The sequence below is a fragment of the Amycolatopsis thermalba genome, from assembly GCF_003385215.1.
Lineage (GTDB): Bacteria > Actinomycetota > Actinomycetes > Mycobacteriales > Pseudonocardiaceae > Amycolatopsis_E > Amycolatopsis_E thermalba.
In genome coordinates this window covers 1-19,805 of record NZ_PQHW01000082.1, presented here as the reverse complement: position 1 = coordinate 19,805, position 19,805 = coordinate 1, and the positions used below count along the sequence as shown (strand labels likewise).

General features: G+C 72.0%; 19 protein-coding genes and 1 pseudogene. 12 read left to right on the top strand and 8 right to left on the bottom strand.

Annotation, left to right across the window (positions count from 1 at the left end; genetic code table 11):
* Window position 1: 1 nt before the first annotated feature.
* On the top strand, window positions 2–1,006 hold the full coding sequence (hpnH, locus tag D0D15_RS26455; protein ID WP_094008054.1) for an adenosyl-hopene transferase HpnH: 1,005 nt from the start codon (window positions 2–4) through the stop codon (window positions 1,004–1,006).
* 34 nt (window positions 1,007–1,040) lie between these two features.
* Here the strand turns inward: hpnH and D0D15_RS26450 are convergent, their stop codons facing one another.
* Window positions 1,041–1,442 carry a hypothetical protein gene (locus tag D0D15_RS26450; protein ID WP_094008053.1) on the bottom strand — a complete coding sequence of 134 codons (402 nt, stop codon included), beginning with the start codon at window positions 1,440–1,442 and terminating at the stop codon, window positions 1,041–1,043.
* A 50-nt stretch (window positions 1,443–1,492) separates the two neighbouring features.
* The gene (locus tag D0D15_RS26445; RefSeq protein WP_115944818.1) at window positions 1,493–2,140 is read right to left on the bottom strand and encodes an ArsR/SmtB family transcription factor; all 648 of its coding nucleotides are present in this window, start codon (window positions 2,138–2,140) and stop codon (window positions 1,493–1,495) included.
* 317 nt (window positions 2,141–2,457) lie between these two features.
* Between D0D15_RS26445 and D0D15_RS26440 the strand changes: the two are divergent.
* The 3 genes and pseudogenes from D0D15_RS26440 to D0D15_RS26430 form a co-directional block, all read left to right on the top strand.
* Window positions 2,458–3,006, top strand: a pseudogene (locus D0D15_RS26440) (methyltransferase domain-containing protein); the annotation flags it as partial.
* A 6-nt stretch (window positions 3,007–3,012) separates the two neighbouring features.
* Complete coding sequence (locus D0D15_RS26435) at window positions 3,013–4,365, top strand: MBL fold metallo-hydrolase (RefSeq protein WP_115944817.1); 1,353 nt, start codon at window positions 3,013–3,015, stop codon at window positions 4,363–4,365.
* On the top strand, window positions 4,362–5,576 hold the full coding sequence (locus tag D0D15_RS26430; protein ID WP_244214988.1) for an MFS transporter: 1,215 nt from the start codon (window positions 4,362–4,364) through the stop codon (window positions 5,574–5,576). The genes D0D15_RS26435 and D0D15_RS26430 overlap by 4 nt, the downstream gene beginning before the upstream one ends.
* Here the strand turns inward: D0D15_RS26430 and D0D15_RS26425 are convergent, their stop codons facing one another.
* Entirely contained in the window at window positions 5,577–6,548 is a 972-nt protein-coding gene (locus D0D15_RS26425) for a quinone oxidoreductase family protein (protein ID WP_162830665.1), read from the bottom strand. It abuts the gene before it with no gap.
* A gap of 77 nt (window positions 6,549–6,625) precedes the next feature.
* Between D0D15_RS26425 and D0D15_RS26420 the strand changes: the two genes are divergently transcribed.
* Window positions 6,626–6,931 carry a hypothetical protein gene (locus tag D0D15_RS26420; RefSeq protein ID WP_094008049.1) on the top strand — a complete coding sequence of 102 codons (306 nt, stop codon included), beginning with the start codon at window positions 6,626–6,628 and terminating at the stop codon, window positions 6,929–6,931.
* Window positions 6,932–6,934: 3 nt separating this feature from the next.
* On the opposite strand, the gene D0D15_RS26415 is transcribed toward D0D15_RS26420, so the two are convergent.
* The 5 genes from D0D15_RS26415 to mptB form a co-directional block, all read right to left on the bottom strand.
* The gene (locus tag D0D15_RS26415) at window positions 6,935–7,849 is read right to left on the bottom strand and encodes an acyl-CoA desaturase (protein ID WP_094008048.1); all 915 of its coding nucleotides are present in this window, start codon (window positions 7,847–7,849) and stop codon (window positions 6,935–6,937) included.
* 111 nt (window positions 7,850–7,960) lie between these two features.
* Window positions 7,961–8,938, bottom strand: coding sequence for a COX15/CtaA family protein (locus D0D15_RS26410; RefSeq protein WP_094008047.1), 978 nt, complete (start codon window positions 8,936–8,938; stop codon window positions 7,961–7,963).
* A 15-nt stretch (window positions 8,939–8,953) separates the two neighbouring features.
* The gene (locus D0D15_RS26405; protein ID WP_094008085.1) at window positions 8,954–9,679 is read right to left on the bottom strand and encodes an ABC transporter permease; all 726 of its coding nucleotides are present in this window, start codon (window positions 9,677–9,679) and stop codon (window positions 8,954–8,956) included.
* Window positions 9,680–9,744: 65 nt separating this feature from the next.
* Window positions 9,745–10,671, bottom strand: a complete 927-nt coding sequence (locus tag D0D15_RS26400) for an ABC transporter ATP-binding protein (RefSeq protein WP_094008046.1) — start codon at window positions 10,669–10,671, stop codon at window positions 9,745–9,747.
* 24 nt (window positions 10,672–10,695) lie between these two features.
* Window positions 10,696–12,306, bottom strand: coding sequence for a polyprenol phosphomannose-dependent alpha 1,6 mannosyltransferase MptB (gene mptB, locus D0D15_RS26395; protein WP_094008045.1), 1,611 nt, complete (start codon window positions 12,304–12,306; stop codon window positions 10,696–10,698).
* A 1,072-nt stretch (window positions 12,307–13,378) separates the two neighbouring features.
* Between mptB and D0D15_RS26390 the strand changes: the two genes are divergently transcribed.
* The 7 genes from D0D15_RS26390 to D0D15_RS26360 are packed head-to-tail and all read left to right on the top strand — an operon-like array spanning window position 13,379 to window position 19,682.
* Complete coding sequence (locus D0D15_RS26390) at window positions 13,379–14,089, top strand: helix-turn-helix transcriptional regulator (RefSeq protein ID WP_094008084.1); 711 nt, start codon at window positions 13,379–13,381, stop codon at window positions 14,087–14,089.
* Window positions 14,086–15,534: a Fe-S cluster assembly protein SufB gene (gene sufB / locus D0D15_RS26385; protein WP_094008044.1), complete on the top strand. Its 1,449-nt coding sequence runs from the start codon at window positions 14,086–14,088 to the stop codon at window positions 15,532–15,534. The genes D0D15_RS26390 and sufB overlap by 4 nt, the downstream gene beginning before the upstream one ends.
* A 1-nt stretch (window position 15,535) precedes the next feature.
* The gene (gene sufD / locus D0D15_RS26380; protein WP_094008043.1) at window positions 15,536–16,702 is read left to right on the top strand and encodes a Fe-S cluster assembly protein SufD; all 1,167 of its coding nucleotides are present in this window, start codon (window positions 15,536–15,538) and stop codon (window positions 16,700–16,702) included.
* Window positions 16,703–16,743: 41 nt separating this feature from the next.
* The gene (gene sufC / locus D0D15_RS26375; RefSeq protein WP_094008042.1) at window positions 16,744–17,514 is read left to right on the top strand and encodes a Fe-S cluster assembly ATPase SufC; all 771 of its coding nucleotides are present in this window, start codon (window positions 16,744–16,746) and stop codon (window positions 17,512–17,514) included.
* Window positions 17,515–17,562: 48 nt separating this feature from the next.
* Complete coding sequence (locus D0D15_RS26370) at window positions 17,563–18,849, top strand: cysteine desulfurase (RefSeq protein ID WP_094008041.1); 1,287 nt, start codon at window positions 17,563–17,565, stop codon at window positions 18,847–18,849.
* Window positions 18,850–19,293, top strand: coding sequence for a Fe-S cluster assembly sulfur transfer protein SufU (gene sufU, locus D0D15_RS26365; RefSeq protein ID WP_017982994.1), 444 nt, complete (start codon window positions 18,850–18,852; stop codon window positions 19,291–19,293).
* On the top strand, window positions 19,290–19,682 hold the full coding sequence (locus tag D0D15_RS26360; RefSeq protein ID WP_020421256.1) for a metal-sulfur cluster assembly factor: 393 nt from the start codon (window positions 19,290–19,292) through the stop codon (window positions 19,680–19,682). Before sufU ends, D0D15_RS26360 begins: the two co-directional genes overlap by 4 nt.
* Window positions 19,683–19,805 lie beyond the last annotated feature (123 nt).

Below are 19,805 nucleotides of genomic sequence, written 5' to 3'. Positions count from 1 at the left end.
CATGGCGATGCCGTTACGCCAGTCGATCCGGCTGGGCGCGTTCCTGGCCAAGCAGAAGCTGCTGCGCAAGGAGAAGTACGCGATCCTGGTCGAGCTGGAACCGTTGTTCGCGTGCAACCTCAAGTGCGGTGGCTGCGGGAAGATCCAGCAGCCGGCGCACCTGCTGAAGCAGCGGATGCCGGTGCAGCAGGCCGTGGGCGCCGTGGAGGAGAGCGGCGCGCCGATGGTGTCCATCGCCGGTGGTGAGCCGCTGATGCACCCGCAGATCCACGAGATCACCCGGATCCTGCTGGAGCGCAACAAGATCGTGTTCCTGTGCACGAACGCGCTGCTGCTGCCCAAGCACATCCACAAGTTCAAGCCGCACCGCAACTTCACCTGGATGGTCCACATCGACGGGCTCGAGGAGAAGCACGACGCGTCGGTGCGCAAGGAGGGCGGCTTCCAGGCCGCCGTCGAGGCGATCCAGCTGGCGAAGTCCCAGGGCTTCAAGGTGATGACGAACACGACGTTCTTCAACACCGACACCCCGCAGGACGTCATCGACGTGCTGGACTACCTCAACGACGTGGTCAAGGTCGACAACATGCAGCTGTCGCCGGGGTACGCCTACGAAAAGGCCCCGGACCAGGAGCACTTCCTGGGTGTGCAGCAGACGCGGGAACTGTTCAAGAAGGCCTTCGCCGACGGGCGCCGCAAGAAGTGGCGGCTCAACCACTCGCCGGTGTTCCTCGACTTCATCGAGGGCAAGCGGGACCTGGAGTGCACCCCGTGGGGGATCCCGTCGTACTCGCTGCTGGGCTGGCAGCGGCCGTGCTACCTGCTCGACGACGGCTACGCCAAGACCTGGCGGGAGCTGATCGAGGAGACGGACTGGGACAAGTTCGGCCGCGGCAAGGACCCGCGGTGCGCCAACTGCATGGCGCACTGCGGCTACGAGCCGACGGCCGTGATCGCGACGACGAGCAGCCTGAAGGAGACCATCCGCGCCGCCGTGAGCGTGTGAGCCGCAGGCCCCGCCTCCTCGCCCGGAGGCGGGGTCAGCTCTCGAAGACCTGGTGGTCCACGGCGATGCGCCCGTCCGCGGCGAGCGTCAGGACCTCCAGCCCGGTGCTGCGCACCTGCCCGCCACCGTCGACGAGCTCCCAGCCGAACTTGACGACGTCGCCGAGGCGGTCGGTGTTCCCGCGGGCTCGCAGCGTGACACCGGCCGGGGCGAGGAATTCCTCGTGCCCGCGGCGCACCCGCTCCTCGATGGCGGCGTAGCCCCGCGCGGCCAGGACCGCGTCCGCGAAGCCGAGGGCGGTCGCCCGGTCCCGCATCTCCCGGGGCGGTTGCAGCAGGTGCACGCCGTCCTCGGGCCACAGCAGTTCGATCGCCTTCCGGCGCGCACTCGCGTCGGTTTCGTTCCACAGCGTGACGTAGCGTTCCACCAAATCCATGGCGGAAGCCTCGCCGGAGCCGGGGCATGCCGGCAATTCCCGCCGGGGTGTCAGCCCCGGGCCGCGGCCCACTCCGGGTAGCCGTCCTCCAGGCGCGCCGCCCGCCGGCCCGCCGCGGTCAGCAGCCGGACCGCGTCGTCGGCGTAGACGCAGTACGGGCCACGGCAGTAGGCGACGACCTGGGTGCCGTCCGGGACCTCGGTCAGCCGCGCACGCAGCTCGGTGATCGGGATCGACACCGCACCCGGGATGTGGCCGGCCGCGTACTCCGGGGCGGGGCGGACGTCGAGCACCACCACGTCCCCGTCGCGGAGCCGCCGGTCCAGCTCGTCGCGCGTGATGGTGTCCAGGCCGATGCGGTCGCCGACGTAGTCCTCGGCGAGCCGGGCCAGGCCCTCGACGTGCTGCTCGGCCGCGGCGCGCATCGCCAGCCACAACCGCGCCACGGCGGCGCCGGCCAGCGAGTAGAACACCCGGGTGCCCTCCCGGCGGGCCCGCACCAGGCCGGACCGCAGCAGCCGCTGCAGGTGCTGCGAGGTGTTGGCCACCGACTGGCCGATCTCGGCGGCGAGCTCGTCGACCGGCCGCTCGCCCTGGACGAGCACGTCGACCAGCTCCGCGCGCCGGCCGCTGGCGAGCGCCTTCGCGGTTTCGGCCAGCGCGTCGTACAGCTCGGTCTTCGCGGTGCGGTCACCCATGCGGAGCAGGATATTCAAGAGAAGTCTTGACAAGCAACCCGGTCCGGGGCTGTTATTCAAGAAGTCACTTGACAAAGCGCGGAGGTGCGCGATGACCGCGAGCGTGGACACCCAGGCCCTGGAGGCCCAGGTCAAGCGGATGTACGAGCAGGTCGCGACGGAGCCGGGCGCGGGGTTCCACTTCGAGCTGGGGCGCGGGGTCGCGATCCGGGCCGGCTACGACCCCGCGATGCTCGACGCGATCCCGGCGCCCGCGGTCGAGTCGTTCGCCGGGGTCGGGTTCTTCTTCGACCTCGCCGCTCTGGCCCCGGGGGGAGACCGTGGTCGACCTCGGCAGCGGGTCGGGCATGGACGCCTTCTACGCCGCCGCCCTCACCGGCCCGGCCGGGCACGTGACCGGCGTCGACTTCACCCCCGCGCAGCTGGCCAAGGCCCGCCGCCTGGCCGCCGGAACGGGCGCCCCGACGCTGGAGTTCGTGGACGCGCGCATCGAGCACCTGCCGCTGGCGGACGGCAGCGCCGACTGCGTGATCTCCAACGGCGTGATCAACCTGTGCTCCGACAAGGCAGCTGTCTTCGCCGAGGCCGCCCGCGTGCTGCGGCCGGGCGGGCGCCTGGCCGTCGCCGACATCGTCAGCGAGCAGCCGCTGCCGGAATCCGTGGTGTGCAACGCTGACCTGTGGGCCTCCTGCATCGGCGGCGCAGCCCCGCAGGACCACTACCGCGCCGCGATCACCGCCGCCGGCCTGATCGTCCACTGTGTCCGGGACAACGACTACGCGTTCATCTCCGACCGGGCGCGCACCGCCAGCGCGAGCTACGGCGTGCACAGCGTGTCCGTCCTCGCCACCAAACCGCGGCGGTGACCTACAGTGTCCACTGTGGACGTGGTGCCGCTCGTGGACGAGGGGCTCGGCAACTCCGCCTACCTGGTGGACCTCGGCGACGGCCGGGCGCTGGTCGTCGACGTGAGCCTCGACCTGCGGGCCGCCCGGCGCGCGGCCGGCCGCCGCGGTCTGCGGCTCGCCTTCGCCGCCGACACCCACCTGCACGCCGACTTCGTCTCCGGCGCCCGGCAGCTCGCGGTCACCGACGGCGCCCGCGTGCTGGCCTCCGCGGCCGGGCACCGCGAGTACACCCACGACGGGCTGCACGACGGGGACGAGACCGATCTCGGCGGGCTGCGCCTGCGTGCCCTCTTCACCCCGGGCCACACCCACGAGCACCTGTCGTTCCTCCTGCTCGACGGCGACGCCCCGGTGGGTGTGTTCACCGGCGGCTCCCTGATCGTCGGGGCCGCCGCCCGCACCGACCTGGTCGCCCCGGCCCGGACCGGCGAGCTGGCCCGCCACCAGTACGCCTCCCTGCGGCGGCTGGCGACCCTGCCGGACGAGGTCGCGGTGTGGCCCACCCACGGCGCCGGCTCGTTCTGCTCCGCGCCACCGGGAGCGCGGCGCACCAGCACGATCGGCACCGAGAAAGCGACGAACACGTTGCTCCGCGCCGAGAACGAGGACGCCTTCGCCGCCGCGCTGCTGGAATCGCTGGGCAGCTTCCCGCCCTACTTCCGCGAACTGGCCGACACCAACCGCCGCGGCGTGGTCCTCCCCGGCGATCCCACCCTGCCCCGGCTCGACGTGGACCGGGTACGCGCGTTGTGCGCCGGCGGCGCGGTGGTGGTCGACGCCCGCCCCGCCGCCGACTTCGCCGCCGGTCACCTCCCGGGCGCGCTGTCGAACCCGCTGCGCCCGGCGTTCGCGTCCTGGCTCGGCTGGCTCGTGCCGTCCGGACGGCCCATCGTCGTGGTGCGCGGGGCGGACCAGGACCCGGCCGAGATCGCCTGGCAGGCGGTCAAGATCGGCCGCACCGACCTGGCCGGCGAACTGCACGGCGGGCTCGACGCGTGGACCGCCGCCGGGCACCCGGTGCGGCGCACCCCGGTCGTGACCCCCGCCGGAATCGGCCGGCGGCCGGTGCTCGACGTGCGCCAGGACGGCGAGTTCGCCGCCGGCCACCTGCCCGGCGCCCGGCACCGCGAGCTGGGCAGCCTCGACCCGCGCGAACTCCCCAAGGAACCCCTGGTCGTGATGTGCGGGCACGGCGAGCGCGCGATGAGCGCCGCCAGCCTCCTCGAACAGGCCGGCCACCGGGAGGTCGCGGTGCTGGCGGGCGGCCCCGTCGACTGGGCCCGCGCGACCGGGAACCCGCTGGTGACCGGCACGTGACGGTCCGGCTGGGCTTGCGCGCCAACCTGGCCCAGTTCACCCTGCTGGTCGCGGTCAACGCGCTGGTCGGCGGCGTGCTGGGCCAGGAACGGACCGTGCTGCCGCTGCTCGCGGGCCCGGTGTTCGGCCTGACCGGCTACACCGTCCTGCTCACCTACGTGCTCGCGTTCGGCCTCACCAAGGCCGCCGCCAACTACCTCGCCGGCACCCTGTCCGACCGCTACGGGCGCAAACCCGTGCTGCTGGCCGGGTGGCTGATCGCCGTGCCGGTGCCGGCGCTGCTCGCCCTCGCCCCGGACTGGGGCTGGATCGTCGCCGCCAACGTGCTGCTCGGCCTCAGCCAGGGCCTGACCTGGTCCACCACCGTCATCATGAAGATCGACCTCGCCGGGCCGCGGCGGCGGGGCCTCGCGATGGGGCTCAACGAGGCCGCCGGGTACGGCGCGCTGGCGATCACCGCGGCCGCCACCGGCTACCTCGCCGCGCGCTACGGCCTGCGCCCCGCCCCGTTCCTCCTCGGGGCGGCCTACGTCGCGCTCGGCCTGGGCCTGACCGCGGTGTGCGTGCGGGAGACCCGCGGCCACGCCCGGTCCGAATCCCACCCCGCCACCGCCGGCCTGAGCGGCTGGGCCGTGTTCGCCCGCACCAGCGTGCGCGACCGCGCGCTGTCCACGGCCAGCCAGGCCGGGCTGGTCAACAACCTCAACGACGGCCTCGCCATGGGCCTGTTCCCCGTCCTGTTCGTCACCACCGGGCTGTCGGTGGCCGGTGCCGGCGTGCTCGCCGCGCTCTACCCCGCGGTCTGGGGCGCCGGCCAGCTCGTCACCGGCCCGCTGTCCGACCGGTGGGGCCGCAAGCACCTGATCACCGCGGGCATGCCGGTGCAGGCCGCCGCGCTCGGCCTGACCGCCCTCGGCAGCGGGTTCGGAGTGTGGGCGGTGGCGATGGTGCTGCTCGGGGCCGGCACCGCGATGGTCTACCCGACGCTGCTCGCGGTGGTCGGCGACGTCGCGCACCCGGCGTGGCGGGCCCGCGCGGTCGGCGTCTACCGGCTCTGGCGGGACAGCGGATTCGCCGTGGGGGCGGTGGTGTCCGGGCTCGCCGCCGACCTGTGGGGGCTGCGGGCGGCGGTGGCGGTCGTCGCCGCGCCCACCGCCGCCTCCGGGATCGCGGTCGCGATCCGCCTGCCCGAGACCCTCAGCCGGAGCTGACTACGGGATCAGCAGCACCTTGCCGGTCGTGCGGCGGCCCTGCAGGTCCTCGTGCGCCTTGGCGGCCTCGGCCAGCGGGTACTTCGCCCCGACCCGGACCTTCAGAGCCCCGGAGGTGACCGCCTCGAACAGCTCACCCGTGCGCCACTCCAGCTCCTCGCGCGTGCGCACGTAGTGGGCCGACGTCGGGCGCGTCAGGTACAGCGAGCCGGCCGGGTTCAGCCGCTGCGGGTCGAACGGCGGCACCGGCCCGCTCGCCGCCCCGAACAGCACCAGGAAACCACGCACCCGCAGGCTCGCCAGGCTGCCCTCGAACGTGGACTTGCCGACCCCGTCGTACACCGCGGCCACACCCTCGCCGCCGGTCAGCCTCCGGACCTCCTCGGCGAAGTCGACCTGGTCGTACCGGATCACCTCGTCGGCACCGGCCTCGCGGGCCAGCGCCGCCTTCTCCTCGGTCGACACCGTGCCGATCACCCGCGCGCCCCGGGCCTTCGCCAGCTGCGTCAGCAGCAGCCCGACGCCACCCGCGGCCGCGTGCAGCAGGATCGTGTCGCCGTCCTTGACCTCGTAGGTCGACCGCACCAGGTAATGCGCGGTGACGCCCTGCAGCATGGTCGCGGCAGCCGTCTCCAGCGAGACGCCCTCGGGGACCGGCACCGCGGCGAACGCCGGGATCCGGGCCTGCTGCGCGTAACCGCCGAGCACGCCCTGCCAGGCCACCCGGTCGCCGGCCGTGAAGCCCGAGACGCCCTCACCGACCGCGGCGACCGTCCCCGCGCCCTCCATGCCCAGCGTCGCGGGCAGGTCGATCTTGTAGAGCCCGCTGCGCTGGTAGGTGTCGATGTAGTTCACGCCCGCGGCGGCGACGTCGACCAGCAGCTCGCCCGGTCCGGGATCGCCGATCCCGACGTCACCGGTCTCCAGCACCTCGGGTCCGCCGGTCCGCCGAATCTGCACTGCCGTGGGCATCCGTGTCTCCTCCTGACGTGGTCTGGTTCACCTCGCACAACCGCGTGGGCCGCGGGGATCTTCCCTAAGATGCCGACATGGCTGAAGAGACCGAGGCACCGGCGCCCACCGCCAAGCAGCTCACGACCGCCCGCCGGTTCGTCGCCGAGCACGGCAAGCCGGCGAAGGCCGTCGTGGAGAACATCGGCCGCGCCGGCGCCCGCGTGGTGCTCGTCGGCCACGACGGCGCGATGGGTGACATCGTTGTCCCGGCCGTGGAAACCGGGCAGAAGCTCGTCGACGCGGTGGAGGATCTGGAACCGGCCGAGTGGGACGCCGAGACCACCAACTCGACCAGGATCGGGCCCGGCCACCGCCGCCGGATGGCCGGGCACGCCCTGTAGGAACTAGGAAGCGGGTTCCAGGCGCTTCGCGGCGAGGCGCTCGGCGCGCGGCCACCGCACGTCGTGCGCCCAGCCCAGCTTCTCGAAGATCCAGATCAGCCGCGCCGACACGTCCACCTGCCCGCGCAGCACCCCGTGCCGGGCGCAGGTCGGGTCCGCGTGGTGCGAGTTGTGCCACGACTCGCCCATGGACAGGATCGCCAGCGGCCAGAAGTTCGCCGCCTTGTCCCGGCTGGCGAACGGCCGGTCGCCGATCATGTGGCAGATCGAGTTGACCGACCACGTCACGTGGTGCAGGAACGCGATGCGCACCAGCCCGGCCCAGAAGAACGCGGTCACCGCGCCCCACCACGACCAGCTCAGCAGCCCGCCGAGCAGCGCGGGCAGGCCCAGGCTCAGCACGATCCACAGCCAGAACAGCCGGTTCACGACGCGCAGGTCGTCGTCGGCCAGCAGGTCCGGCGCGAACCGCTCGTAGTTGGTCACCTCACGCTGGAACATCCACCCCATGTGCGCGTGCCAGAAGCCGCGCAGCAGCGCCGCCGGGCTCGTGCCGAACAGCCAGGGGGAGTGCGGATCGCCCTCGCGGTCGGCGAACGCGTGGTGGCGGCGGTGGCTGGCGACCCAGAAGATGACCGACCCCTGCACGGCCATGCTGCCCGCGATCGCCATGGCGACGCGCAGCGGGCGCCCGGTCTTGAACGCGCCGTGCGTGAAGTACCGGTGGTAGCCGACCGTCACCCCGAGGGTGGCGACGACGTAGAAGAACACCGCCAAGCCCAGGTCGAGCCAGGTCAGTCCCCAGCCCCACGCCAGCGGAACGGCGGTGATCAGGGCGAGGAACGGGATCAGCAGGAAGGCTTTGAGCACGATCATCTGACCGGATGACCGGCGATGCGAGATCAGCGGTTTCGTCATGGGTGGCAGTAACCTCTCTCTCCGGCCCCACCGTACGGAGCCGTCTTGGCGAATACCCCCCTCGGGCGTTACTACCGCATGACGGGCGGCGAAAACCCGCCCCAGCCGCGGTCAGCTGCGGGCCGCGGTTAGCTCCGGCTCCCGGGGCGCCGGCCCGTCCGAGGTGACCGGCCCGCGGTCGCGGCAGCCGCACCACAGCGCCGCCGTCGCCACGATCACCAGCGCCGAGCCCAGGACGTGCAGCGACACCAGCGCCTCCGGGATGCCCAGCGCGTACTGCACCGACCCCAGCACACCCTGGGCGAGCGCGACCGCCCACACGATCGCGTACCGCCGCCACACCGCGGCCGGGGTGCCGCCGCGCATCAGCACCAGGCCGAAGACCGCGAGCACGAGCAGGTAGACCACGAGCAGGCCGCCGTGGACCTGGGCGAGGACCTCGATCGGCGCGTCCAGCCGGTGGGTCTCCGGGTCGCCGCCGTGCGGGCCCGCGCCGGTGACCGTGGTGCCGGCGACCAGGATCGCCCACAGCGCCACCACGAGGGTGACCAGCAGCTTCTTCGCCGGCGGCGGGACGAGCCAGCGGGCCGGGCGGTCGCCCTCGTTGAACGCGCGCAGCAGCAGCACCGCCAGCCACACCAGCGGGGTGGAGGCGAGGAAGTGGATCGCGACCGTCCACCATTCGAGCTTCGCGAGCACCGTGATGCCGCCGACCACGGCCTGCAGCACGACCCCGCCGGGCATCGTCCAGGCGAGCCGGACCAGCCGCTTGCGCTCCGGGTGGGCGATCTGCACGCGCCACGCGGCGAGCACCGCCAGCGCGGAGACCAGCACCACCACGACGGTGAGCAGCCGGTTGCCGAACTCGATCCACTGGTTGAGCGTGTCGAACTCGGGGTGCGCGACCGGCACCATGCTGCCCGGGAAGCACTGCGGCCAGGTGGGACAGCCCAGACCCGATCCGGTGACCCGGACGACCGATCCGGTGACCCCGATGCCGGCCTGGGCCACGATCGCGGCGACGGCGATCGCGCGCTGCACCGAGCGCGACGGGTAGGGCAGGCGGGCGATCAGGGAGGTCAGTGCCACGGCAACATCCTAGAGTTATGTCAGTTTTGTCGTTTTCGCGGCCACCGCTGCCGCCAGCACGCCCCACACGGCGAGCACGAGGACCGGGCCGGCGGTGAACTGCCCGTCGACCAGCGCGGCGCGCAGCCCCTCGGCCAGCGCCCCCGAGGGCAGCAGTTCGATGACGGTGGCGGCGGCCGGGGGCAGCGCGGACGGCGCGAGCAGGATGCCGCCCGCCAGCAGCAGCACGAACCACACGATGTTGGCCAGCGCCAGCACCGCCTCCGCGCGCAGCGAGCCGCCGAGCAGCACGCCCAGCGCGCCGAAGCTCAGCGTGCCGAGCACGAGCAGCACCACCGCTTCGGCGATGCCCGCCGCCGACGGCGTCCAGCCGAGGAACGCGGCGACCACGCCGAGCACGACGACCTGCAGCAGCACCACGACCAGCGCCGCGACGATCCGGCCGGCGACCAGCAGCCAGCGCGGGATCGCGGTGGCCGACAAGCGTTTGAGCACGCCGTAGCGGCGGTCGAAGCCGAGCGCGATCGCCTGGCCGGTGAACGCCGAGGACATGACCGCCAGCGCGAAGATCCGTGGCGTCACCCAGTCCACCTTGGACACTCCGGCGAGATCGCCCGCGGGCAGGATGTCCAGCAGCGTCAGGCCGATCAGCAGGGCCAGCGGGATGAGCAGGGTGAGCAGGATCTGCTCGCCGTGCCGCAGCGTGAGGCTGGTCTCCAGCTTCGCGTGGGTGAGCAGCATGCGCGCGCGGCGGCCGGCGCCGGGCGCGGGGGTGAAGGTGCCGGCGGGGAACCGGGCCGGTGCGGTCACGAGCGCAGCTCCCGTCCGGTCAGCTCGAGGAAGACCTCTTCCAGGTCGCGCTTGCCGACGTGCAGCTCCTCGGCCAGCACACCCTGCTGCGCGCACCACGCGGTCACCGTGGACACCACCTGCGGGTTCACCTTCCCGGACACCTGGTAGCTGCCCGGCGCGGACTCCTTGACGTGGTAGCCCTCGGGCAGCGCGGCGGACAGCAGCTCGGTGTCCAGCCCGGCGCGGGCCTTGAACCGCAGCTGCGCGGTGTCGGCGTCGTCGGCGGTCAGCGCGCTGGGCGTGCCCTCGGCGATGACCTTGCCGTGGTCGACGATCACCACGTCGTCGGCCAGCGCCTCGGCCTCCTCCATGAGGTGCGTGGTGAGCAGGACGCTGACACCGTCGGCCCGCAGCGCGCCGAGCAGCTCCCACACCAGGCGGCGGGCCTGTGGGTCCATGCCGGCGGTCGGCTCGTCGAGGAACACCAGCTCCGGCCGTCCGACCAGGGCGCAGGCCAGCGACAGGCGCTGCTGCTGGCCGCCGGACAGGCGCTTGAACGGGGTGCGGCGCGCGGGGGCGAGGCCGAGGACGTCGAGCAGCCACGCGGGGTCGAGCGGGTTGGCGGCGCAGGCGGCGACCAGGCCCAGCATCTCGCCGGCGCGGACGCCGGGGTAGGCGCCGCCGCCCTGCGGCATCACGCCGATGCGGGGGCGCAGCGCGGCGCCGTCGCGGACCGGGTCCAGGCCGAGCACGCGCACCGAGCCGGAGTCGGCGCGGCGGAAGCCTTCGCAGATCTCGACGGTGGTGGTCTTGCCGGCCCCGTTGGGGCCGAGCAGCGCGAGCAGGCGCCCGCGGTCCATCTTGAGGTCCAGGCCGTCGACCGCGGTCTTCGAGCCGTACCGCTTCACCAGCCCGGTGATCTCGACGGCAGGTGTGCTCACGACTGTCAAGCGTACGACCCCGGCTCAGGCCACCGGCTGCGGATCCCTCTTCAGCAGAAGAGGTGCCCTGCGCCACACGACGAGGATCGCGACGGCGACGACGAGAGCCGCGGCCAGGTAGGCCTGCGGCACGACGAACGAGCGGCCGTCGAACGTGCTGCCCGGCGGCGCGGCGAGGAACGCCAGCGCGACGCTGGCGACGCTGGCCGCGACCCGGAAGCGGGAGGTGCCCGCCGCCGCGGCCAGCGGGATGATCGCCCACAGCAGCCACCACGGCTGCATCGCGACGTGCAGCATCATGAAGGCGCCGAGGGAGACGCCGAGCCCGATGATGGGCCGGTAGCGCCAGCGGAAGCTGTCCCAGAGGAACTTGGCCGTGATGAGCCCGGCCAGCGCGGTGCCGGCCGTCTGCAGGATCGAGACCAGCGCGTTGGTGTGGTTGCCCAGGCCGAGCGCGATGCCCAGGACGCCGCCGAGGTTGGCCAGCTCGGCGCTGGGGGAGATCCAGCTGCGCACCAGGCCCGGGGTGTCGAGCGCGCCGACCCAGCCGAAGCCCAGCCCGGTGCCCAGGCACACGGCGACCATCAGGACCGCGAACACGCCGGTGAGCAGCGCCGCGGCGCGCAGCAGGTCGGTGATGCGGCCGTGCCAGCGGCGCGCGATCATCACGCCGAAGAAGCCCAGCGCGATGACCGCGTTGATCTTGATGGCCGCGCCGAGGGTGATGACGGCCGCGCCGAGCACGATGAACAGGAGCTCGCCGCGGGCCAGCGGCGGGGGCGTGTCGCCGCTGATGCGCACCGGGATCCGCCGGATGCCCAGTTCCAGGCCGGCGACCATGAGGCCGATGCCGAGGGCCTCGTTGTGCGTGCCGGCGACCAGGTGGAACAGGACGAGCGGGTTGGCGGCGCCCAGCCACAGCGCGGTGGCCGGTTCGACGCCGAAGCGCTGCGCCAGGCGCGGCAGGGCCCAGATGATGAGGGCGACGCCGGCCAGGGCGAGCGCGCGCTGCAGCAGCACCCCGGCGACGATGTTGTCGCCGACGATCGCGGAGATCCAGCTGCCCAGCTTGAGGAACAGGGGGCCGTAGGGGGCCGGGGTCTCGCGCCACATGTTGGAGACGCCGCTGGTGAGCGGGTCGGCGACGCCGAGGGCCTGCGCGGGGCCCAGCGAGTAGGGGTCCATGCCGCGGTGCACGATCTCGCTCTGCGCCAGGTAGCTGTAGACGTCGCGGGAGAACAGCGGCGGAATGAACATCAGCGGCGTCAGCCACATGACGAGGGTGCGGGTGAGCTGCGCCCGGCTGGCGAGCCTGGTGCGCCCGGGCCGCGCGAACCGCCCGAGCAGCAGCCAGCCGATGACGAGCATGCCCATGCCGGCGAAGCAGATGGCCAGCGAGACGGTGGGGATGCGGGAGAAGAGGCGCAGGACGGGCAGGTCCTGGACCGGGTTGAGCACCGGGGCGGCCCCGGCGCCCAGCGAGCCCAGCGCGAGGAGCAAGGCGCCGACCGTGCCCAGGCGGCGGATGATGTCGAGCGCGCGCAGTTCGCGCTGTTCCAGGGGCCCGGCCTCGGGGGGCCGCACCGGGGACAGCGGTACCGCCACCGCACCGCCACCGGTGCTCTGCTCGCCCAATGCCACACGGAGAGGGTATCGACGCCGTGAAGGACGCCTGTGAAGGGCGGTGACCGGCGCTGATCACGACGGCGGGTAGGGGAGCGGGGATGGGTTGTTGCGGCGGTGGGCCGGAGGCGGCTGCCGGGTGGACGCGCGGGGATGCGAGGGAGCTTCGGAGGCCCGCGACGGGCCTTCCCGCACGGCGACGACTGGGCCTCTCGCCCGGCGGCGAGGGGCCTTCTCGTGCGGCGACGGCTGGCCTTCTCGCGCGGGCGATGGCTGGCCCTCTCGTGCGGGGATGGCTGGCCTTCTCGTGCGGCGGCTGGCCCCCTCGTGCGGCGATGACTGGCTCTCTCGCACGGCGGCGGCTGGCTCTCTCGCGCGGTGACGGCTGGCCTTCTCGCGCGGGCGATGGCTGGCCCTCTCGTGCGGGGATGGCTGGCCTTCTCGTGCGGCGGCTGGCCCCCTCGTGCGGCGATGACTGGCTCTCTCGCACGGCGGCGGCTGGCTCTCTCGCGCGGTGACGGCTGGCCCTCTGGCGCTGAAGCGACTGGCCCTCTCGTGCGGTGCGGGCAGGCCCGTCGCGGTCATGGTCGGTCTCTTCGCGCGGTGGCGGACGGTCATCTCGTGCCGCCATGACTGGCCCTCTCGCGCACCGCCGCGCGATTGGTCCACTCGCGCGGCGACGATCGGTCCACTCGCGCGCCCACGACGGCCGCCCGACCCGCCGCCGCCCACCGGAGCGACCCGCCGCGACCCCGCCAAACCTGCCGCCAACCAGCGCGGATACGTGAGCCCGGTCACCGGCAGTTGACCTATCTTTGCCTCCCGCCCCGAAATACGACACACTTATGTTGTGAAAAACAGCGGACCCACCCAGCACCAGGCCGGCGCGAGCCGTCCCGGCGCCGTGGCGTCCGCTCAGGCCACCCCCGGTCAGCCGGACCAGGCCGCCACGGCGCACGCCGCCACGGCGGTCCAGCCCACCCCTGGCCGCCTGGCTCACGCCACCCCGGCCGAGGCCACCCCGGCACACCAGCCGGCGCCAGCCGAGGCCACCCCGGGCCACGCCACCCCGGCACACCACCCCGTGCCGGTCCAGGCCACCCCCGAAGGACGCACCCGCCACGAGGTCGCCCGCCTCCTGCTGGAGGACGGCCCCATGACGGCGGGTGTCGTCGCCGAGCGGCTGGGTCTCACCCCGGCCGCCGTGCGGCGTCACCTGGACGCCCTGGTCGCCGACGGGGAGGCCGAGACGCGGGACGCGCCCCGGCGCGGTCCGCGCGGCCGGGGCCGCCCGGCCAAGCTCTTCCTGCTCACCGAAACCGGGCGGGCGCGGTTCGGGCACGCCTACGACGACCTCGCGGTCGCCGCCATCCGGTTCCTCGCCGAGCACGCGGGCGAGGACGCGGTGCGGGCGTTCGCGGAGCGGCGGGTGGCCGCCCTGGTCGAGCCGCACCGCGCCGCGGTCAACGCGGCCGACGGCCCGGCCCACCGGGCGGAGGCCCTGGCCGCCGCCCTGACCAGGGAAGGCTACGCTGCGTCCACCCGCCAGGTGGGTGCATCGGCCACCGGTGCCGGCGCGCAACTGTGCCAGCACCACTGCCCGGTCGCCCACGTCGCCGCTGAGTTCCCGCAGCTGTGCGAGGCGGAGACCGAGGCGTTCGCCAAGCTGCTGGGCACCCACGTCCAGCGGCTGGCGACCATCGCACGCGGTGACGCCGCGTGCACGACACACGTCCCTGCGGAAAATCCGCCGGGTCTGCAAGCGAAAGCTCCGGACGGAGGGGAACGCGAATGACTGCCGCTGCCGAGCAGCGCAATCCCACCACGACGCCGCTGTCCCAGGAAGAGACCATCGAGTCCCTGGGCAACTACGCGTTCGGGTGGGCCGACCCGGATGCCGCGGGGGCCAGCGCCCGCCGCGGGCTCAACGCCGACGTCGTTGCCGACATCTCCGCGAAGAAGAACGAGCCGGAGTGGATGCTCGAGGCGCGCCAGAAGGCGCTGAAGCTCTTCGAGCGCAAGCCCATGCCGAACTGGGGCGCGGACCTGTCGGGCATCGACTTCGACAACATCAAGTACTTCGTCCGCTCCACCGAGCAGCAGGCCACCAGCTGGGACGAGCTGCCCGAGGACATCAAGAACACCTACGACAAGCTGGGCATCCCGGAGGCGGAGAAGCAGCGCCTGATCGCCGGCGTCGCGGCCCAGTACGAGTCGGAGGTCGTCTACCACAAGATCCGCGAGGACCTCGAGGCCCAGGGCGTCATCTTCCTGGACACCGACACCGGCCTCAAGGAGCACCCGGAGCTGTTCCGGGAGTACTTCGGCTCGGTCATCCCGGCCGGTGACAACAAGTTCTCCGCGCTGAACACCGCGGTGTGGTCCGGCGGGTCGTTCATCTACGTGCCGCCGGGCGTGCACGTGGACATCCCGCTGCAGGCCTACTTCCGGATCAACACCGAGAACATGGGCCAGTTCGAGCGCACGCTGATCATCGTCGACGAGGGTGCCTACGTGCACTACGTCGAGGGCTGCACCGCGCCGATCTACAAGTCCGACTCGCTGCACTCGGCCGTCGTGGAGATCATCGTGAAGAAGGGCGGCCGCTGCCGCTACACGACGATCCAGAACTGGTCGAACAACGTCTACAACCTGGTCACCAAGCGCGCCAAGTGCGAAGAGGGCGCGACCATGGAGTGGATCGACGGCAACATCGGCTCCAAGGTGACCATGAAGTACCCGTCGGTCTTCCTGATGGGTGAGCACGCCAAGGGCGAGGTCCTGTCGATCGCCTTCGCGGGCGAGGGCCAGCACCAGGACGCCGGCGCGAAGATGGAGCACCTGGCGCCGCACACCTCCTCGACGATCGTGTCGAAGTCGGTGGCGCGCGGCGGCGGCCGCACCTCCTACCGCGGCCTGGTGAAGGTGGCCAAGCGGGCGCACCACTCCGCCTCCACGGTGAAGTGCGACGCGCTGCTGGTCGACACCATCTCCCGCTCGGACACCTACCCCTACGTCGACATCCGCAACGACGAGGTGTCGATGGGCCACGAGGCCACGGTGTCCAAGGTCTCCGAGGACCAGCTGTTCTACCTGATGTCGCGCGGTCTCACCGAGGACGAGGCCATGGCGATGGTCGTGCGCGGGTTCGTCGAGCCCATCGCGCGCGAGCTGCCCATGGAGTACGCGCTCGAGCTGAACCGCCTGATCGAACTGCAGATGGAAGGAGCCGTCGGCTGACATGACGGTGGCTGCTGAAAACACCGCTGCCGCTGCGGAGGCCGTCGTCCCGGCGGCCTCCCGCGCGGAGCGCTTCACCGGGTACGACGTCGCCGCCTTCGAGGTCCCCAGCGGCCGCGAGGAGAACTGGCGTTTCACCCCGATGAAGCGCCTGCGCGGGCTGCACGACGGCACCGCGACGGCCTCCGGCGAGGTCAAGGTCGACGTCGACGCCGCCCCCGAGGTGCGCGTGGAGACCGTCGGCCGCGAGGACGAGCGCCTCGGCCAGGCCGGCGTGCCGAGCGACCGCATCGCGGCGCAGGCGTACAGCTCGTTCGCCGCGGCGACCCTGGTGACCCTGCCCAAGGAGACCAAGGCGTCGAAGCCGACCGTGCTGCGGCTGACCGGCCCGGGCGAGGGCAACACCGCCTACGGGCACGTTCAGGTGCGCGCCGAGGCCTACGCCGAGGGCGTGGTCGTGCTCGACCACCTCGGCTCCGGCACCTACGCCGACAACGCCGAGTTCGTCGTCGGCGAGGGCGCCAAGCTCACCGTGGTCAGCGTCCAGGACTGGGCCGACGACGCGGTGCACGTCTCCGAACAGCACCTCAAGCTGGGCAAGGACGCCACGGTCAAGCACATCGTGGTCACCCTGGGTGGCGACCTGGTGCGCGTCTCGCCCACCGCGACGTTCGCCGACCGCGGCGGCGACGTGGAGATGCTGGGCCTGTACTTCGCCGACGCCGGCCAGCACCAGGAGCACCGCCTGTTCGTCGACCACGCGGTCCCGTACTGCAAGTCGAACGTGATGTACAAGGGCGCGCTGCAGGGCGACGACGCCCACGCGGTGTGGATCGGCGACGTGCTGATCCGGGCCGCGGCCGAGGGCACCGAGACCTACGAGCTCAACCGCAACCTGGTGCTCACCACGGGTGCGCGCGCCGACTCGGTGCCGAACCTGGAGATCGAGACCGGGGAGATCGCCGGCGCCGGGCACGCGAGCGCCACGGGAAGGTTCGACGACGAGCAGTTGTTCTACCTGCAGTCGCGCGGGATCGAACAGGAGCAGGCGCGGCGGCTGGTCGTCCGCGGCTTCTTCCACGAGATCCTGATGAAGATCGACGTTCCCGAGGTCCGCGAGCGCCTGGCCGAGGCGATCGAGGCCGAACTCGAAGTCGTCGGCAGCTGAGCCCCTCCTTCCACCACGAGAGACAGAGACGAAACAAGGCCATGGCCACACTGGAAATCAAGGACCTGCACGCGAGCGTCACCACCGACGAGGGCGCCAAGGAGATCCTCAAGGGCGTCGACCTGACGATCCGCTCGGGTGAGACGCACGCGATCATGGGCCCCAACGGCTCGGGCAAGTCGACCCTGTCCTACGCGATCGCCGGCCACCCCAAGTACGAGGTGACCTCCGGCGAGGTGCTGCTGGACGGCGAGAACGTGCTGGAGATGTCGGTTGACGAACGCAGTCGAGCGGGCATCTTCTTGGCGATGCAGTACCCGGTCGAGGTCCCGGGCGTGTCGATGTCGAACTTCCTCCGCACCGCGGCCACCGCCGTGCGCGGCGAGGCGCCGAAGCTGCGCCACTGGGTCAAGGAAGTCAAGGACGAGATGGCCAAGCTGGAGATCTCGCCCGAGTTCGCCGAGCGCAGCGTCAACGAGGGCTTCTCCGGCGGGGAGAAGAAGCGCCACGAGATCCTGCAGCTGGCGCTGCTCAAGCCGAAGATCGCGATCCTCGACGAGACCGACTCCGGCCTGGACGTCGACGCGCTGCGGATCGTCTCCGAGGGCGTCAACGAGTACAAGGCCAACAACGAGGTCGGCGTCATGCTGATCACGCACTACACGCGGATCCTGCGCCACATCACGCCCGACTTCGTGCACGTCTTCGCCGACGGCAGGGTCGTCGAGTCCGGCGGCAAGGAGCTGGCGGACGAGCTGGAGGAGAACGGCTACGTCAAGTACACCGGCAAGAAGGAAGCCGCGGCGGTCTGACGTTGTCGTACCTCCTGAACTGACACCGCGAGAGAGGAGTTGGCGCGCATGACCACCACAGCCGCGGCCAACACGCCTTTGGACGTCGCTGCCCTGCGCGCCGACTTCCCCATCCTGTCGCGCACCGTGCGCGACGGGAAACCCTTGGTGTACCTGGACTCCGGCGCGACCTCGCAGCGGCCCACGCAGGTGCTGGACGCCGAGCGCCGGTTCCTGGAGACCTCGAACGCGGCGGTGCACCGCGGCGCGCACCAGCTCGCCGAGGAAGCCACCGACGCCTACGAGTACGCCCGTGCCCGCACCGGCGAGTTCGTCGGCGCGGACCCGGGCGAGCTGGTGTTCACCAAGAACGCCACCGAGGGCATCAACCTCGTCGCGTACGCGATGAGCAACGCGGCCACCGCGGGCCCGGAGGCCGAGCGGTTCCGCATCGGGCCGGGCGACGAGATCGTCATCACCGCGATGGAGCACCACGCGAACCTGGTGCCGTGGCAGCAGCTGTGCCAGCGCACCGGCGCGACGCTGCGGTGGTTCGACCTCACGGACACGTTCCGGCTGGACCTGTCCAACCTGGACGAACTGGTCAACGAGCGCACCAAGATCGTCGCGTTCGCGCACCAGTCCAACGTGCTCGGCACCATCAACCCGGTGGAGCCGATCGTGCGGCGGGCCCGCGAGGTGGGCGCGCTGACGCTGCTGGACGCCTGCCAGTCGGTGCCGCACTTCCCGGTCGACTTCCACGCCCTGGGCGTGGACTTCGCGGTGTTCTCCGGGCACAAGATGCTGGCGCCGTCCGGCATCGGCGTGCTCTACGGGCGCCGGGAGCTGCTCGAAGCGATGCCGCCGTTCCTCACCGGCGGGTCGATGATCGAGCTGGTCACGCTGGAGCGCACCACGTTCGCGCCGCCGCCGCAGAAGTTCGAGGCCGGGGTGCCGATGACCTCGCAGGCCGTCGGGCTCGGCGCCGCGGTGGACTACCTGACCGAGATCGGCATGGACCGGGTGGCCGCGCACGAGCACGCGCTGGTCGAGGCCGCGCTGGCCGGGATCGCCGAGATCCCCGGCGTCCGGCTGATCGGGCCGGGCGACTCCGCCGACCGCGGCGCGACCGTCGCGTTCGTCGTCGACGGCGTGCACCCGCACGACGCCGGCCAGGTGCTGGACAGCCTGGGCATCGCCGTGCGCGTGGGGCACCACTGCGCGTGGCCGCTGCACCGGGTCTGCCAGGTGCCCGCCACCGTGCGGGCGACGTTCTACCTCTACAACGATCTGTCCGAAGTGGACGCGCTGATGGGCGGGATCCGCGAGGCGCAGAAGTTCTTCGGGGTGGCGTAGGTGAACCTGGAGAGCATGTACCAGGAGATCATCCTGGACCACTACAAGAACCCGCACGGCCACGGCCTGCGGGAGCCCTTCGACGCGGAGTCGTTCCAGGTCAACCCGACCTGCGGCGACGAGATCACCCTGCGCCTGAAGGTGGAGGGCGACAAGGTCGCCGACGTCTCCTACGAGGGGCAGGGCTGCTCGATCAGCCAGGCGTCCGCGTCGGTGCTGACCGATCTGGTGACCGGTCACACCGTGTCGGAGGCACTGTCCACGATGGACACCTTCGTCGAGATGATGCAGAGTCGCGGCCAGATCGAGCCGGACGAGGATGTGCTGGAGGACGCGGTCGCCTTCGCCGGGGTGTCGAAGTACCCGGCGCGGGTGAAGTGCGCCCTGCTGGGCTGGATGGCGTTCAAGGATGCGCTGACCCGCACGAACGGAGCCGAGAAGTGACCGAGGAGCAGACGCGCGAGGGCCGCACCGCGGAGGACCTGCCCGAGCAGGCGCAGCCGCCGGCCGCGGACGTGGCCAAGATCGAGGACATCGAGGAGGCCATGCGGGACGTCGTGGACCCCGAGCTCGGCATCAACGTGGTCGACCTCGGGCTGGTCTACGACATCCGCGTGGAGCCGGACAACACCGCGACGATCGACATGACGCTGACGTCGGCGGCCTGCCCGCTGACCGATGTGATCGAGGACCAGACGGCCTCGGTGCTGGTCGGCCAGGCCGGCGTGGTGAAGGACTTCCGGATCAACTGGGTCTGGATGCCGCCGTGGGGCCCGGAAAAGATCACCGACGACGGCCGGGAGCAGCTCCGCGCGCTCGGCTTCACCGTCTAGTGTCCTGAGTCGTTAATTCGAGTTCAGCTGTAGGGTGCGGCATGCCGAATCCGAAGCTGCCTGAGTTGGCCTTGTCCGTTGATGAGGCACAGACGTTGCGGAACTGGGTGCAGCGGCGGAAGA

Coding starts and splice junctions, on each gene's coding strand:
- sufB (WP_094008044.1), top strand. CDS start 14,086: ATGACTGCCGCTGCCGAGCAGCGCAATCCCACCACGACGCCGCTGTCC.
- sufD (WP_094008043.1), top strand. CDS start 15,536: ATGACGGTGGCTGCTGAAAACACCGCTGCCGCTGCGGAGGCCGTCGTC.
- sufC (WP_094008042.1), top strand. CDS start 16,744: ATGGCCACACTGGAAATCAAGGACCTGCACGCGAGCGTCACCACCGAC.
- hpnH (WP_094008054.1), top strand. CDS start 2: ATGGCGATGCCGTTACGCCAGTCGATCCGGCTGGGCGCGTTCCTGGCC.
- D0D15_RS26450 (WP_094008053.1), bottom strand. CDS start 1,442: ATGGATTTGGTGGAACGCTACGTCACGCTGTGGAACGAAACCGACGCG.
- D0D15_RS26445 (WP_115944818.1), bottom strand. CDS start 2,140: ATGGGTGACCGCACCGCGAAGACCGAGCTGTACGACGCGCTGGCCGAA.
- D0D15_RS26405 (WP_094008085.1), bottom strand. CDS start 9,679: ATGCTGCTCACCCACGCGAAGCTGGAGACCAGCCTCACGCTGCGGCAC.
- D0D15_RS26420 (WP_094008049.1), top strand. CDS start 6,626: ATGGCTGAAGAGACCGAGGCACCGGCGCCCACCGCCAAGCAGCTCACG.
- D0D15_RS26425 (WP_162830665.1), bottom strand. CDS start 6,548: ATGCCCACGGCAGTGCAGATTCGGCGGACCGGCGGACCCGAGGTGCTG.
- D0D15_RS26415 (WP_094008048.1), bottom strand. CDS start 7,849: ATGACGAAACCGCTGATCTCGCATCGCCGGTCATCCGGTCAGATGATC.
- D0D15_RS26370 (WP_094008041.1), top strand. CDS start 17,563: ATGACCACCACAGCCGCGGCCAACACGCCTTTGGACGTCGCTGCCCTG.